The organism is Nocardia sp. NBC_01009 (genome assembly GCF_045208035.1).
GTDB lineage: Bacteria > Actinomycetota > Actinomycetes > Mycobacteriales > Mycobacteriaceae > Nocardia.
Genome location: NZ_CP108695.1, coordinates 2,530,732 through 2,545,681, shown reverse-complemented (window position 1 = coordinate 2,545,681; position 14,950 = coordinate 2,530,732). Strand labels below are relative to the sequence as shown.

13 protein-coding genes and 1 tRNA gene are annotated in these 14,950 nt (G+C 67.1%); 10 read left to right on the top strand and 4 right to left on the bottom strand.

The window, feature by feature from the left end; translation table 11 throughout:
* Window positions 1-35 precede the first annotated feature (35 nt).
* The 3 genes from OHA42_RS11265 to argS form a co-directional block, all read right to left on the bottom strand.
* Window positions 36-1,391 (bottom strand): homoserine dehydrogenase, encoded by a 1,356-nt coding sequence (locus OHA42_RS11265; RefSeq protein WP_406236699.1) that lies wholly within the window; start codon window positions 1,389-1,391, stop codon window positions 36-38.
* A 76-nt stretch (window positions 1,392-1,467) separates the two neighbouring features.
* Window positions 1,468-2,883 (bottom strand): diaminopimelate decarboxylase, encoded by a 1,416-nt coding sequence (gene lysA, locus OHA42_RS11260; protein ID WP_328409848.1) that lies wholly within the window; start codon window positions 2,881-2,883, stop codon window positions 1,468-1,470.
* A gap of 46 nt (window positions 2,884-2,929) precedes the next feature.
* Window positions 2,930-4,582, bottom strand: coding sequence for an arginine--tRNA ligase (gene argS / locus OHA42_RS11255; protein WP_406236698.1), 1,653 nt, complete (start codon window positions 4,580-4,582; stop codon window positions 2,930-2,932).
* Window positions 4,583-4,673: 91 nt separating this feature from the next.
* On the opposite strand from argS, the gene OHA42_RS11250 reads away from it, so the two are divergent.
* From OHA42_RS11250 to OHA42_RS11235, 4 genes are all read left to right on the top strand, one after another.
* On the top strand, window positions 4,674-5,618 hold the full coding sequence (locus OHA42_RS11250) for a DUF3105 domain-containing protein (protein ID WP_406236697.1): 945 nt from the start codon (window positions 4,674-4,676) through the stop codon (window positions 5,616-5,618).
* Window positions 5,619-6,464 carry a DUF305 domain-containing protein gene (locus OHA42_RS11245; RefSeq protein ID WP_406236696.1) on the top strand — a complete coding sequence of 282 codons (846 nt, stop codon included), beginning with the start codon at window positions 5,619-5,621 and terminating at the stop codon, window positions 6,462-6,464.
* 122 nt (window positions 6,465-6,586) lie between these two features.
* Window positions 6,587-6,659: transfer RNA gene (locus tag OHA42_RS11240), tRNA-Arg, on the top strand.
* A complete protein-coding gene (locus OHA42_RS11235; RefSeq protein WP_406239285.1) occupies window positions 6,614-7,090 on the top strand; it encodes an MmpS family transport accessory protein in 477 nt (158 codons plus the stop codon). The genes OHA42_RS11240 and OHA42_RS11235 overlap by 46 nt, the downstream gene beginning before the upstream one ends.
* 48 nt (window positions 7,091-7,138) lie before the next feature.
* Here OHA42_RS11235 and OHA42_RS11230 read toward each other — a convergent pair whose 3' ends face one another.
* On the bottom strand, window positions 7,139-8,356 hold the full coding sequence (locus tag OHA42_RS11230; protein WP_406236695.1) for an amidohydrolase family protein: 1,218 nt from the start codon (window positions 8,354-8,356) through the stop codon (window positions 7,139-7,141).
* A 62-nt stretch (window positions 8,357-8,418) separates the two neighbouring features.
* Here OHA42_RS11230 and OHA42_RS11225 point away from each other — a divergent pair, with 62 nt between their 5' ends.
* The 6 genes from OHA42_RS11225 (at window position 8,419) to OHA42_RS11200 (ending at window position 14,944) form a co-directional block, all read left to right on the top strand.
* On the top strand, window positions 8,419-8,922 hold the full coding sequence (locus tag OHA42_RS11225; RefSeq protein ID WP_406236694.1) for a MarR family winged helix-turn-helix transcriptional regulator: 504 nt from the start codon (window positions 8,419-8,421) through the stop codon (window positions 8,920-8,922).
* 115 nt (window positions 8,923-9,037) lie between these two features.
* The gene (locus OHA42_RS11220) at window positions 9,038-9,673 is read left to right on the top strand and encodes a hypothetical protein (RefSeq protein ID WP_406236693.1); all 636 of its coding nucleotides are present in this window, start codon (window positions 9,038-9,040) and stop codon (window positions 9,671-9,673) included.
* Between the two features lie 16 nt (window positions 9,674-9,689).
* On the top strand, window positions 9,690-11,105 hold the full coding sequence (locus tag OHA42_RS11215; RefSeq protein ID WP_406236692.1) for a metallophosphoesterase: 1,416 nt from the start codon (window positions 9,690-9,692) through the stop codon (window positions 11,103-11,105).
* 205 nt (window positions 11,106-11,310) lie between these two features.
* The gene (locus OHA42_RS11210; RefSeq protein WP_406236691.1) at window positions 11,311-12,333 is read left to right on the top strand and encodes an iron ABC transporter substrate-binding protein; all 1,023 of its coding nucleotides are present in this window, start codon (window positions 11,311-11,313) and stop codon (window positions 12,331-12,333) included.
* 2 nt (window positions 12,334-12,335) lie between these two features.
* Window positions 12,336-13,889, top strand: a complete 1,554-nt coding sequence (locus OHA42_RS11205; protein WP_406236690.1) for an ABC transporter permease — start codon at window positions 12,336-12,338, stop codon at window positions 13,887-13,889.
* Window positions 13,886-14,944 (top strand): ABC transporter ATP-binding protein, encoded by a 1,059-nt coding sequence (locus tag OHA42_RS11200; protein WP_406236689.1) that lies wholly within the window; start codon window positions 13,886-13,888, stop codon window positions 14,942-14,944. The genes OHA42_RS11205 and OHA42_RS11200 overlap by 4 nt, the downstream gene beginning before the upstream one ends.
* Window positions 14,945-14,950: the final 6 nt, after the last annotated feature.

Genomic DNA, 14,950 nt, shown 5'->3' with positions numbered 1-14,950 from the left:
GCCTCGAATGTCGGCGACTGTCCGCACATTCGTCCTCATTCTTCGGTGCCTTCCAATCTCAGAACACTGGTCACTGATGTGACGGACTCCATCTCCGCGAGAGCGGCCACGGTGTCCGCGAGCGCCGACTCCACCGCGTGGTGGGTCACGACAACAAGGCGCGCACCGTTGCCGTGCCCTTCCTGGCGGACGGTCGAGATGCTCACCCCGTGCTGGGCGAACTCGCCCGCAACCTTGGCCAGAACCCCAGGACGGTCTTCGACCTGCAGGTTCACGTGGTAACGGGTCGGCGTATCGCCGATCGGCGCAATCGGTAGCTCAGCATAAACCGATTCGCCGGGAGCACGGCCACCGTAGAACTTGTTGCGCGCGGCCATCACCAGATCACCGAGCACCGCGGACGCCGTCGGAGCGCCGCCCGCGCCCTGACCGTAGAACATCAGCCGTCCCGCGTTCTCCGCCTCGACGACCACCGCGTTGAACGCACCGCTGACCGCGGCCAGCGGGTGCTTGCGCGGGATGAGGGCCGGGTAGACGCGCACCGAGACGCGGTCCTTGCCGCCTTCTTCCGGGCCGGGCTCGCCGGGGCCCGAGTCGACGCGCTCGCAGATGGCGAGCAGCTTGACGGTGCAGTTCAGCTCGGAAGCGGTCTCCAGGTCCTCCGCGGAGATCTTCGAGATGCCCTCGCGGTACACGTCGGCAGCGGTGACCCGGGTGTGGAAGGCCAGTGAGGCCAGGATCGCGGTCTTCGCGGCGGCGTCGTAGCCCTCGACGTCGGCGGTCGGGTCGGCCTCGGCGTACCCGAGGCGAGTGGCCTCGGCGAGCGTGTCCGAGTAGTCGGCGCCGGTCTCGTCCATCGCGGAGAGGATGAAGTTGGTGGTGCCGTTGACGATGCCGACGACCTTGTTGACCCGATCACCGGCCAGCGACTGGATGAGCGGGCGCACCACCGGGATGGCGCCGGCGACGGCGGCCTCGAAGTACAGGTCGGCGCGGCTGCGCTCGGCGGCCGCGGCGAGCTCACCGGTGTAGTCGGCGAGCAGTGCCTTGTTGGCGGTCACCACGGATTTGCCCGCATTCAGCGCGGCCAGGATCAGTCTGCGCGGCGGATCGATGCCGCCGATGACCTCGACAACCAGGTCGACGTCGTCGCGGGCGACGAGCGCGTCCGGGTCGGTGGTCAGCAGTTCGGCGGGCAGACCGCGGTCGGTGTCGAGGTTGCGCACCGCGACACCGCGGAGCACGACCGGTGCGCCGACGCGCGAGCGTAGGTCATCGGCGTGGTCGCGCAGAATGCGCACCACCTCGGTGCCGACATTCCCCATCCCGAGGACCGCGACCCCGATCGGACGATCGGTTCCCCAGGTTCCATGCTTCGCGGCATTGGTCATGATTCCACCTCTGTGTTAGTGCGGGATACCCGCACTCGATCGGCTTCGATGAGCGAGGCTGCGTCGGTGTTGCTCATTACACCTCCAGGCTGAGCAGGTCCGACACCGTTTCCCGGCGCAGAATGAGTCGCGGAACTCCGTCGCGCACTGCGACGACCGCGGGACGTGTCAGCTGGTTGTATCGACTCGACATCGAGTAGCAATACGCACCGGTGGCCGCCACTGCGACCAGATCGCCGGGGCCGACGTCGGCAGGCATCCAGGTGTCCCGGATAATGATATCGCCACTCTCGCAATGCTTTCCGACCACGCGCGCAACCACCGGGTCGGCGTCCGAAGAGCGCGAGACCAGCCGGCAATCGTAGTCCGCCTGATACAGCGCGGGGCGGATGTTGTCGCTCATGCCGCCGTCGACGCTGACATAGCGGCGGGTAAGTCCACCGTCGAGCGAGACGTCCTTGATCGTGCCGACCTCGTACAACGTCACAGTGCCCGGTCCCGCGATGGCGCGACCCGGTTCCACCGCGATGGTCGGCTCCGGCAGTCCGGCTCGGTCCGCTTCCTCGCCGACCAGCTTGCGCAGGCTCGTTGCGAACTCGTCCAGCGGCGGCGGGTCGTCGTTCGGCAGGTACGAAATACCAAGGCCGCCACCGAGATCCAGGGTGGCGATCTGGGCGGTGCGCTCGATGCCGAACTTGTCGACGGCGGCGCGCAGCAGTCCGAGCATCCGGCGCGCGGCGATCTCGAAGCCGTCGAGCTCGAAGATCTGCGACCCGATGTGCGAGTGCAGCCCGACCAGACGCAGGTTGTCGGCCTCGAAGACGCGGGCCAGCGCTTCCATGGCGTCGCCGCCCGCGATGGAGAAACCGAACTTCTGATCCTCGTGCGCGGTCGAAATGTATTCGTGCGTATGGGCTTCCACACCGACGGTGACACGAACGAGCACATCCTGCACCACGCCCGCGCGGCCCGCGACCACCTCGAGGCGATCGATCTCGATCAGCGAGTCGACCACCACATGCCCGACGCCCGCCGCAACCGCCGCCTCCAGCTCGGGAACCGACTTGTTGTTGCCGTGCAACGCGATTCGCTGGGCCGGGAAGCCCGCGTGCAGCGCGACGGCAAGCTCGCCGCCGGAGCACACGTCCAGCGAGAGCCCTTCGTCGCGGATCCAGCGGGCGATCTCGCCACACAGGAATGCCTTCGACGCGTAGTGAACTCGCGCATTCGAGCCGAACGCGCGCACCATATCGCGGCAGCGGGAACGGAAGTCGTCCTCGTCCACCACGAACAGCGGGGTGCCGAACTGTGCGGCCAGCTCGTGCACCGGCACACCGGCCAGCTGCACGACACCGTCGCCATCGCGAGAAGCGTTGCGCGGCCACACATTTACGGGCAGATCGATCATCTGCTTCGGGTCACGCGGGCGCTCGGCCAGACTGGGGGCGTGCGGGATCTCGGCGTGCCGGGGTCCGGCTGGATGCGCGCTCACTGAACTACCTTCCTCATGCTGCTCGTCTCGAAGCCCGATAGCCGGTTCACATGCGCTCCGGCGCACTGACGCCGAGCAGCCCGAGGCCGTTGGCGAGCACCTGACGGGTGGCCTCACACAGCGCGAGCCGTGCGGTGTGCAGCGGCGTCGGCTGCTCGTCACCCTTGGGCAGCACCTGGCAGGCGCCGTAGAACCGGTGGTACGCGCCGGCGAGCTCCTCCAGATAGCGGGCGACCCGGTGCGGTTCACGCAGACTCGCGGCGCTGGCAACCACCCGCGGGTACTCGCCGAGGGTGCGGATGAGTTCGCCTTCGTGCTCGGTGGCGAGCAACCCGAAGTCCGGGTTCGCGGCGCTCACCCCGAGATCCACCGCGTTGCGCGCCAACGACGACAGCCTGGCGTGCGCGTATTGCACGTAGTAGACGGGGTTTTCGTTGTTCGCGCTCGTCCACTGGTTCAGGTCGATATCGATGCTGGAGTTCACCGAGCTGCGCACCAGGGCGTAGCGGGAGGCATCGACACCGATCGCCTCGACGAGGTCGTCGAGGGTGACAACGGTGCCCGCGCGCTTGCTCATCTTCACCGCGACGCCGTCTTTGACCAGATTCACCATCTGCCCGATCAGTACCTCGACCGTGGCCGGGTCGTCGCCGAACGCGGCGGCGGCGGCCTTCAACCGGCCGATGTAGCCGTGATGGTCGGCGCCGAGCATGTAGATGCACAGGTCGAAGCCGCGGGCCCGCTTGTTCTGGAAGTAGGCGATGTCGCCCGCGATGTAGGCCGCGTTGCCGTCGCTCTTGATGACCACACGATCCTGGTCGTCACCGTAGTCCGAGCTGGCGATCCACCATGCGCCGTCCTTCTGGTACAGATCGCCGGAGTCCTTGAGGGTGGTGACGGCCTGCTCCACCGCGCCGGACTCGAACAACGAGCTCTCGTTGAAGTAGACGTCGAAGTCGGTGCCGAACTCGTGCAGCGATGCCCTGATCTGGGCGAACATCAGCTCCACGCCCTCGGCACGGAACAGCTCGAGCCGCTCGGCCTCCGACAGCGTCAGCGCATCGGGACGCCCGGCGACGATCTTGTCGGCGATCTCGGTGATGTAGGCGCCCGCGTACCCGTTCTCCGGCGTCGGCGCGCCGGAGGCGGCAGCGACCAGCGACTTGGCGAAGCGGTCGATCTGCGCGCCGTGATCGTTGAAGTAGTACTCACGAGTCACGTCGGCGCCCTGCGCGGCCAGAATCCGGCCCAGCGCGTCACCGACCGAGGCCCAGCGGGTACCGCCGAGGTGCACGGGGCCGGTCGGATTGGCCGACACGAACTCCAGGTTGATGCGAGTTCCGGTCAACGCTTCCGACGTGCCGTACCCCGCGCCTGCCGCAAGAACCTGCGCGACGATCGCGCCCTGTGCGGACGCGGCGAGCCGGATGTTCAGGAAGCCTGGACCCGCCACATCGGCGGAGTCGATGCCGTCGGTCGCGGCGAGCGCGGCGGCCAGCCAGGCGGCCAATTCACGTGGATTGGTTCCGGCCCGCTTGCCGACCTGCATCGCCACATTCGTGGCATAGTCACCGTGTTCCGGATTACGGGGGCGCTCCACACTGACCGCGTCGGGCAGGACCGCAGGGTCCAGTCCACGTTCGACAAGCACCTTCGCCGCAGTTGCGCGAAGGAGATCTGCAAGGTCAGCTGGAGTCACGAGTCTCTATCCTATGGTCTGGGCGGGTGTGCACCTCGAGTGGGCACCGCACTGCCAGCGGATCCATCACGTCGAAAGAGCACAACGAGCAATGCCGAGCACAAGTGCCAAATCGGCCAAGGCCGTACGGGCCGCCGGGAAGTCGTCGTCTTCGCGCAAAAGGGGCGGTGGCAAGAGCCCGCTCGGCAAGAAGCGCCAGATTCCGTGGCTGGCCATCGGCGCTGCCGCGGTCATCATCGCACTGGTCGGTGTCCTCGCCTACAGCCTGGTCCCGAAGTACCGAGACAAGGCCGACCTCGAGAAATACACGCCGAGCGCCCAGCGCAAAGACCCTTCCGATCAGATCTCGGGCGTGACCAAGCAGGAGTACCCGGCCGGTCTGCACGTCTCCGGCGCCCAGCGGGTGGCCTATGACCAGAGCCCACCGTTCGGCGGCCCGCACGATCAGGCCTGGGCGAACTGCACCGGCGTGGTGTACAGCAAGCCGATCCGGGCGGAGAACGCGGTGCATTCGCTCGAGCACGGCGCGGTATGGATCACCTATAACCCGGACAAGGTGGACGCCGCGGGAGTCGAAACTCTGAAGAAGAAGGTCGAGGGCAAACAGCAAACCCTGATGTCGCCGTACCCCGGCCTGACATCGGCGGTGTCGCTGCAGTCCTGGGGCCATCGGCTGACGGTGGACAGCCCCGACGACAAGCGGGTCAACCAGTTCCTCACGGCGTTGCGTGGCAACCCTTACGGCGCCTACCCCGAGGTGGGCGCGAGCTGCTCCAACCCATCCTTCGACGCGAACAACCCGCTGCCGTTCGACCCCAGCCCGCCCGGACCGAATGCGGTGCCGATGGACGGTAAGGGCCTCGAACCCGATCCGACCGAGCTCGGTGGCGGCATGCCGGGTCTGCCCGGCGGCATCCCCGGCGTGCCCGGTGTTCCCGGTCTGCCCGGTGCTCCTGGTCTGCCCGGCGCTCCCGGCCTTCCTGGTGCGCAGATCCCGACCCAACCCGCCCCCGGTCAACCGACGACGGGCCAGTAGATGGCCGACACAGGAACCAAGCCGGACCCGAGCGCCGGCAGTGACGCCGGTGGCGGTCCGATCGAACAGGACCTGGCCGCTGCCCCCGGCAATCACGCCGGTGCCGAGTCGACCGAACAGGACCCGACCGCCGCATCCGGAGATGACGACGGCACCGGTTTCGGCGCACAGTTCCGTCGTCAGCGCACCGCGTTGCTGGTCATCGGTGCGATCGGCATCCTGCTGATCGGTTTCGCCGTCGGCGTCCTCGCTCGGATTCCGTTGGACCACAATGCCGAACCCGACCCGAACGCCGTGGACACCGGTTTCAGCCAGGACATGTCCGCTCACCATGCCCAGGCAGTCGACATGGCAGGCGTCGCGCTCATCGGCTCCACCGACAACGACGTACGCAGGCTCGCCTACGACATCCTGACCACCCAGCAGGCCCAGCTCGGCAGGATGCAGGGCTGGCTGCAACTGTGGGGCAAGCCGATGCAGGACATCGACGGCTACATGGGCTGGATGACCGAACCCGCGGGCGGCGGCCACGACCACGCCGGCGCGGGCAGCACGGCGGGCCACCCGATGTCCGGCCCGATGCCCACCATGCCGGGCATGGCGACCAACGCGGAGATGACAGCGCTACGCCAGGCCACCGGCCCGGCGCTGGACACGATGTTCCTGCAGCTGATGCTGCGCCACCATCAGGGCGGCATGTCGATGATCCGATACGCGGCCGAGCACGCCGAAACCACCGCCGTGCGCAGCCTGGCGAGCACCATGGAGACAACCCAGCGCGGCGAAGCCCAGCTGATGACCACCATGCTCACCGCCCGAGGCGCAACACCCCTGCCGGTGACCTGAGCCCCGGGTCGAACCCGCGAAACCACCCGACCCGGCGCACTTTTTGGCGGACAGCTGCCGATGCGATACGCTTGCCCCGCCCGATCGGCCGCCCCACCCGGCGTTCGACCGAGATCTATCCCGCCCTCGTAGCTCAGGGGATAGAGCGTCTGCCTCCGGAGCAGAAGGCCGCAGGTTCGATTCCTGCCGAGGGCACACACGGAAATGGCCCTGACCAGCGCGCAGCTGGATCAGGGCCCTTTCTTTGGTCACGCACTGTAGCCCATCGACCGATTCCCGAACTCGCAGGTCGGGCGGTTTCTACGGCTCCGGTCGGGAGCTACTCCCTCAGCCCGCGTCTGTTCGTCCGCAGGGTCGGCCTGATCCTCGAGATCGTCTCCGATGCACCGACACTGAATTCGGTCACCTACTACGACCACAACTCCGAGCCACAGCGGGAAGTCGAAGTGGCGGCACCGTGGTCGAAATCGGTCACCAACAACTTGGGGATGGTGATTGTCGGCCTCCGCGCGCAGACCAAGGGAACATCCGTCACGTGCCGGGTCATCGTCGATGGCAAGGTGACCGACGAGAAAACCGCTACCGGCAAGGACGCCGCGGTGGTCTGCTCGGGCAGCACCTTCTGAGCGCGTAACCTCCAGCTCGAGAGCCCGATCCGGTCCCCTTCCGACAATTCACACCGTCGCCACGTGGCGGGCCGACTCCAGTAGCTCCGCCCGCACCGCATCGATTCGGTGATGGACGAGTCGCCCACCGCGTTTGACGATCTCGCCGCCGACCAGCACCGTGTCGATATCGGCTGTTCCGGCAGCAAGGACAACTGCGGCGATCGGGTCCGACAGGGCGCTCATGCCGAGGCTGTCGGTGCGCAGCACAAGGAGATCGGCCTGCTTGCCGGGGCGCAGCGAGCCGGTGACATCGCCGAGCCCGAGCACTTCGGCGCCTTCGAGAGTGGCCATGCGCAGGACGTCGCGGGTGGTGAATTCCAGTCCAGGACAGGCCCTTTCGAGTAAGTAGGCGGCTCGCATCACGCTGAACATGTCACCGGGGCCACTGGTGACGGAGTCCGAGCTGAGCGAGGTCGGAATACCGGCTGCGCGCAACCGGCCAGTGGCGGGATAGCCGATGTGCAAGCCGGCTTCGCTGATCGGCGCGATCGACGCGGTGCCGCCGGTGTCGGCGATCCGGCGCAGTTCGTCGTCGGAGAAATAGTTGGGGTGGATGTAGGTGGTGCATGGTCCGAGCAGGTCGCTTGCCGCCAGCACCGCCAATCCTCGTGCGGCGCTTTCCCTTCCATTGCCACCCATGTGCACCGTGATCGGCAGGCCGAGCTCCCTGGCTTCGCGCCATTCTCGAATCCCCTCGTCCGCTCCGGCGATTTCGGGCCCCATCGCGGCGTAGGCGAATGTCAGCCGAGGCGCGACTGCCGCGGGAGCGGCACCGCCATAGGCGAATACACCACGGATGCCCGACTCTCGGAGTCCCTGGATCGCGGCATCGGTGTGCTCCGGAGTCGCATTGAGCTGCGACCAGTCGAGCAGGGTCGTCGTGCCGGAACCGAGCGCGTCCAAAGCCCCCGCCAGGTTGCCGATGCGCACGTCGGCCGGTCGATACCGCGGCGCAAAGCCACCGAGAACACGAGCGAGGTAGTCGGCGAGGGTGGCGTCGGCGGTCGTCGCTCCGATGGCGGCCTGCCAGGTGTGGCGATGCGTGTCGACGAACCCCGGCATCACGATGTGACCGCTGACGTCGAGCACCTCGGGTGCACTCAATCCCGTTCCGAGAGCAGCGATTCGACCGTTCTCGATCAAGACGTCGGTGTGCTCGGTGACCCGCGGCTGCGGCTCGGTGTCCAGCACGATGCCGCCGCGGAGAAGAAGTGTCGAACTCATGACCCAAGGCTAGATTAAAAGCTTTTAAGAAAGCAATAGTGAAAGCTAGTAGACTCCCCGCTGTGCAGGATGACGTCGACGAACTGGTGCCGGGATGGCAGGCCAACGGCCTGTCCGACTCGTTGATCGCGACGCTGGAGCTGAGCAAGCGGATCTCGCGACTCGACGGGGTGATGCAGCAGGCGATCCGGACGGAGATTGCCGAATTCGGGCTCACCTATGCCGAATTCGATGTGTTGGCAGCACTATTGCGCGCGGGCGCCCCACATCGACTCAAGCCGAGTGAGCTCAGTCGCGCACTGTTTCTGACCTCGGGTGGCACCAGCAACGTGTTGCAGCGCCTCACCTCCGCAGGCCGCATCGAACGCGCCGAGAACCCTGGTGATGGACGCAGCCGATGGGTCCAGCTGACGCCCGAGGGCCTGCGCGTCGCCGAGGCCGCGGTGGCGACCGCGGGCCGCGTGCACCAGCAGGTGATGGCCGCCGTACCCGACGACGTGGTACGCCGAGCCGCGGACGCGCTACGCGACATCAACGCGATTGTCGGCCGACGACGCTCCCGCTGACCAGCACCTGCCCGCCCTCGGGCGGTCATCGCCAGCGTTGTCCCGGTTCCGTTCGCCAGCCCGCACAGTGCCGTAATCTTCGTGGCGAACCGGGGGTGAGCGGAGGGATGGGACGATGACATATCCGCCGAGCGGGCAGCCCCCGTACGGATCGCAGTACCCGGAACAGCCAGGTCAGCACGGGTATCCACAACAGGGGCCGTACCCGCCGCCGCAGCCCTACGGATACCCGCCGCAGGGCGGCACGGGCTACCCGCCGCCCGGATATCCGCCGCAGGGGTACCCACCACCGCCGAAGAAGAAGCGGACGGGGCTGTTCATAGGTTTGCTGGTGCTGGCGTTGATCGTCGCAGGCGGGATTGCCGCGGGTGTGGTGCTGACGGTGCAGGGCAAGACGCCGCTCGCCTCCGACGAGAAGAAGATCGAGGTGGCTATCCACGAGTTCTATGACGCCCTCGGCAAAGACGGCTTCCGAGCGGCGGCCGCGAAGGCGTGCGCGTCGGATCGGGCCGATTTCGACTCGCTGAGCCAGGAGCAGAAGCAGGCCTTCGATGCGGCCCAGGTGTCGGTGACCATCAATAGAATCGAGGACATTGTGGTCACCGGAGACACCGCGACCGCGCACATCGTCGGACACCTCACGCTCACGCTCCCCGGCGAGACGCCCAACACCGATGACAGCACCAACGAACATTTACGGAAGGAAGACGGGAAGTGGCGGGTCTGCTCGGCGGAAACGGGCAAGAACTGAACGCGCACAGTCGTTTATGAGTTGCTGCGGCCCCTCGCGCCGAAACCTGCTCGCCGCCATCGGCCTCGCCACGCTACTGCCCGTCACAGGCACGATCCGGTCGAGTTCGGCTCGGGCACAGCCGAATTCGCTGGTCGCCACCGACCTGGAGGTAGTCACGATCACCGATCGATCGGTGATCCTGACGTGGACCACGGTGACGCCGGATCCCTGGGGAGGGCTGGTGCCTGCGGACTCCGACACCGAAGTCCGCCTCGGCCCCGCCGACTCAGCACGCGCCGTGACACCGGTCTACGCCGACGCCGACCCCACCCCGTTCCACTACGCGGAAATCGACGGCCTCGAACCTGGTCGACGCTATCGATTCGAGGCGGTGTCGAACGGCGTGCCCGCGAGCCCCGCGCTCTCGTTGACCACGCTGACCCCCGGCAGTCCCGAATCCACCGGCGAATTCACCACATTGGTGCCGCCACCGGGCCGCCCGCTGCACACCCTGGCGCTGGCCAACGACGTGCACTACGGCGAGCAGGTCAGTGGTCTCGTCATCGGCGACCTGCCGCCCGGATTCCGGCAGGAGCCCAACCTGCCGCCGTATCCGGAGGTGATGCTCGCGGCATTGCTCGACGACTTGCGCCGTCCCGACCGCGACGCCGACCGGCTGATCATCGCGGGCGACCTCACCAGCGAGGCGACGGCTGTGGAGTCCCGCACCGTACGTGCCCACCTGGATCGGTGGGGCATGCTGGGGCGTGACTACCTCGTCGCGCGCGGCAACCACGACCGGCCTCATCTCGGCGCGGCTTATCAATCCTGCACACCCGCGCCCGCCGACCATCACGACTGCTGGGCCGACGAATTCACCCCACGCCAGCAGCTGATCGAGCACGAGGTCGGCGGGCTGCGGGTGATCGGCATGGACACCAGCGAGCTCGACGGCGCGGGCGGCAGCATCGAACGCCCGCAATTCGAGCACCTTGCCGGGCTGCTACGCGCCGACCCGGACCGTCCGACGCTGGTGTTCGGCCACCATCCGGTGACCATCGAGTCCGGACTCACCAACACCGCAGGACCCGGTTTCGTGCTGAACCGCCCCGACAGCGCCGAACTGCAGTCGCTCTACGAGCGGGCTCCCGGCGTGTTTCTGCAGCACAGCGGCCACACTCACCGCAACAGACGCACCCGCCCGGATGCGACGTGCGCGGTCGAATTCCTGGAAGTGGCCGCAGTGAAGGAATATCCGGGCGGCTACAGCCTGCTTCGACTCTACGAGGGCGGGTACATGGTGAATTTCTACAAAACCCGCACACCCGCGGCCAAGCAATGGAGCGCGACGACCAGAGCCGAATACTTCGGCCTGCTGCCGGATTACACGCTCGGCACGTGCGCCGATCGCAATCACGTTGTGCTGCGTGATTTCTCGGGACTCGGATAACAGCCCGGAATAAGGGCGTTGCTCGAGTGACCTGCATGCCGTCGTAGGCGGTGTTGTTCGCCCGACCTGCAGGCCGTCACCGACTGCCGTCGCACGGTGAAGCCGCAGCAGGACCGATACCATCCGCGCACGTCGAACGCGGTATGTTGCTTAGGTAAGCCTCATCATAGGTAGGCGGGCCTAGTACGCGTCGGAAGGACAGATAATGGTGTCGGTCAGATGGAAGTCGGTTTCCGCGACGCTGGCGGTCGCGGTCGCGGCACTAGGCATGACAGCCTGCTCCAATTCCTCGGACGACACCAACGAAATCACGGTCTACAACGCACAGCACGAATCGCTCACCAAAGAGTGGGTGGACGCGTTCACCAAGCAGACCGGCATCAAGGTCACCTTGCGTCAAGGTGGCGACACGGCGCTGGGCAACCAGCTCGTCGCCGAAGGCGCCGCCTCCCCCGCCGACGTCTTCCTGACCGAGAACTCCCCCGCCATGGCGCTGGTCGAGAACGCGGGCCTGTTCGCCGACGTCGACAAGCAGACTCTCGATCAGGTGCCTGCGCAGTTCCGCCCCTCCACCGGTAAGTGGACCGGAATCGCCGCTCGCTCAACGGTTTTCGTCTACAACAAGAACAAGATTGCCGCCGATCAGCTGCCCGCGTCGCTGCTGGACCTCGCGCAGCCGCAGTGGAAGGGCCGCTGGGGCGCGGGTGTCTCCGGCGCCGACTTCCAGGCCATCGTGGCCGGCCTGCTCGCGCTGAAGGGCGAGGACACCACGCGCGCCTGGCTGAAGGGCATGAAGGAGAACGCCACCGCATTCCCGAACAACGTCGCCACCATGAAGGCCGTCAATTCCGGCCAGCCCGACGGCGGCGTGATCTACCACTACTACTGGTACCGCGACCAGGCCAACACCAAGGAGAGCAGCGCCGACACCGCGCTGCACTACTTCAAGAACCAGGACCCCGGCGCCTTCGTCAGCGTGTCCGGCGGCGGCGTGCTGAAGTCGAGCAAGAAGCAGGAATCGGCGCAGAAGTTCCTGGCGTTCATCACCGCCGAGGCCGGGCAGGAGATCCTGCGCGCCGGCAACTCCATGGAGTACCCGGTGGCCAGTGCCGTCGCGGCCAACCCGGCGTTGCCGCCGCTCGCCGATCTGCAGGCGCCGTCCGTCGATCCCAGCAAGCTCGACGCCAAAAAAGTGACCGCGCTGATGACCGAGGCAGGTCTGCTCTAACCGTGGCCGTTCGGACCGCCGTCGTTTCCTCCCGGGTCGGTAGACCCGGGCCTCTCGTCACGACCGTCGCCCTGCTGCTTGTCGCGGCGACGTTCGTACCGCTGGGCTACATCGTGTCCACGATCTTCTCCACCGGTCTCGATCAGGCCGCCGATCTGGTGTTCCGGCCCAGAGTCGGTGAACTGCTACGCAATACGGCCGGACTGGTGGTGCTCACCGTGCCGATCTGCGTGGTGCTCGGGGTCGGACTCGCCTGGGTGGTCGAGCGCACGGCGGTTCCCGGCGCGGCCTGGTGGGGTCCGGTGTTCGCAGCTCCGCTCGCCGTGCCCGCCTTCGTGAACAGCTACGGCTGGGTGAGTGCTTTCCCGACGATGCACGGGCTGTCGGCCGGTGTCGTCATCTCGACCATGTCCTATTTTCCGCTGGTCTACCTGCCCGCGGCGGCGACACTGCGTCGCCTCGATCCCTCGGTGGAGGAATCCGCGCGTGCCCTGGGTTCCGGACCGGTCGCGGTATTCCTGCGCATTGTGCTTCCACAATTGCGGTTGGCGATTCTCGGTGGCGGGCTGCTGATTTCGCTGCACCTGCTCGCCGAATACGGCGCGTTCGTGATGGTCAGATTCGACACCTTCACCACCGCGATTTTCGAGCAATATCAATCCAGTTTCGCCGGTCCCGCAGGCAGCATGCTTGCCGGTGTGCTCGTACTGTGCTGCCTGGTATTGCTCGCCGGCGAGGCGGCGGCCCGCGGTAGTGCGCGCTACGCGCGGATCGGCAGCGGCGCGCCGCGCGCCGCGACGCGGGTTCGACTCGGCCTCGGCACAATTCCGGTGCTCGTCGCACTGACAGCGGTGACCGCCGGCGCGCTCGGGGTGCCGCTGTGGACGATCGTGCGCTGGCTGCGGTCGGGTGGTGCGAAGGTGTGGGACCTCGGCGAGATCGGCCAGGCGCTCGGGCAGACCGTAGCGCTGGCCGCCATGGCCGCCCTGATCACCACCCTCTGCGCGTTCCCGGTGGCCTGGATCGCGGTGCGCTCCACCTCGACGTTCGCCCGAATTGTGGAGGGCGCAAACTACATCACCAGCTCGTTGCCCGGCATCGTGATCGCCCTGGCCATGGTGACAGTCACCATCCGGTGGGCGCCGCCGCTCTACCAGACGGTGACCATGGTGGTGGCCGCATATGTGCTGATGTTCCTGCCTCGGGCGCTGGTCAGCGTGCGAGCCGGGCTGGCGCAGGTGCCGATCGGGTTGGAGGAAGTGTCGCGCTCGCTCGGGCAGTCCGGTGTTGCCACCTTCCTGCGAGTGACATTGCGGCTCACCGCACCCGCCGCGGCGTCCGCGGGCGCGCTGGTCTTCGTTGCCGTCGCGACCGAACTCACCGCGACATTGCTCTTGGCGCCCAGCGGAACTCGCACGCTGGCCATGCGCTTCTGGTCGCTGTCGGGCGAATTGGACTACGCGGCCGCGGCGCCCTATGCGCTGATCATGATCGTCGCGGCGGTGCCGGTGACGTATCTGCTGTTCACCCAATCCAGGAAGGCGGCGGGAGTATGAGCCGACTTGTCGTGGCCGACGTCGCGAAGACGTTCGGGCACACCCAGGTTCTCGGTGGGATCACCCTGGAGGTTCCCGATGGGAGTTCCACCGCGGTGGTCGGCTCGTCCGGCTGCGGCAAGACGACCCTGCTCCGGGTGATCGCAGGCTTCGAGTCGCCGGATGCCGGATCGGTGTCCATCGGCACGGAAACCGTTGTCCGGGATAGATTCTCGGTGCCGCCGCAGCGGCGCAACATCGGATACGTCGCGCAGGATGGCGCGCTGTTCCCGCATCTGACCGTCGGCCAGAACATCGCCTACGGTCTGCGCAGCGGATTCTGCGGTATGCGCAGCGGCAAGCACCGGGTCGGCGAACTGCTGGAGATGGTGTCGCTGGACCCCTCCTATGCCGACCGGCGCCCGCACCAGCTCTCCGGCGGGCAGCAGCAGCGCGTCGCGCTGGCCCGCGCACTGGCACGCAAACCCGATGTGATGCTGCTCGACGAACCGTTCAGCGCCTTGGATGCGGGCCTGCGCACCACCACCAGGCAGGCCGTGGCCGAGACGCTGCGCGCGGCAGGCATGACGAGCATCCTGGTCACCCACGACCAGGAAGAGGCGCTCTGCTTCGCCGAGCAGGTCGCGGTCATGCGGCAGGGCCGGTTCACCCAGGTCGGTGCGCCCGAACAGGTCTACGCCGCACCCACCGATCTGTTCACCGCCCGCTTTCTCGGTGACTGCGTACTGCTCGACGCGATCGTCGACGCGGATGTCGCCAAGTGCGCACTCGGGCGAATCCCGGTGCAGAAGTCGGCGCCTTCCGGCCCGGTGACCATCATGATCCGCCCGGAACAGCTGGTGGCCGATGTAGTTTCGGATGCCGAACAGTGCAGCGGCGTGGTGCACGAGGTGGAATTCCGCGGCGCCGATGTCATGCTGACCATCGCCTTGAACGGCAACACCGATCCGGTGCGCGTGCGCCGCGCCAGCGCCGCGGCCCCGATCACCGGCCAGCGCGTGCGCCTGGACGTGCTCGGCGCCGCAGTCGCGTACGAAGCAGTAGACGAATCCTGAACCAGC

Bases quoted from the DNA above. Each gene is read 5' to 3' on its own strand.
- OHA42_RS11230 (WP_406236695.1), bottom strand. From the start codon at position 8,356: ATGAGTTCGACACTTCTTCTCCGCGGCGGCATCGTGCTGGACACCGAG.
- OHA42_RS11265 (WP_406236699.1), bottom strand. From the start codon at position 1,391: ATGACCAATGCCGCGAAGCATGGAACCTGGGGAACCGATCGTCCGATC.
- OHA42_RS11250 (WP_406236697.1), top strand. From the start codon at position 4,674: ATGCCGAGCACAAGTGCCAAATCGGCCAAGGCCGTACGGGCCGCCGGG.
- OHA42_RS11215 (WP_406236692.1), top strand. From the start codon at position 9,690: ATGAGTTGCTGCGGCCCCTCGCGCCGAAACCTGCTCGCCGCCATCGGC.
- OHA42_RS11210 (WP_406236691.1), top strand. From the start codon at position 11,311: ATGGTGTCGGTCAGATGGAAGTCGGTTTCCGCGACGCTGGCGGTCGCG.
- OHA42_RS11245 (WP_406236696.1), top strand. From the start codon at position 5,619: ATGGCCGACACAGGAACCAAGCCGGACCCGAGCGCCGGCAGTGACGCC.
- OHA42_RS11200 (WP_406236689.1), top strand. From the start codon at position 13,886: ATGAGCCGACTTGTCGTGGCCGACGTCGCGAAGACGTTCGGGCACACC.
- OHA42_RS11220 (WP_406236693.1), top strand. From the start codon at position 9,038: ATGACATATCCGCCGAGCGGGCAGCCCCCGTACGGATCGCAGTACCCG.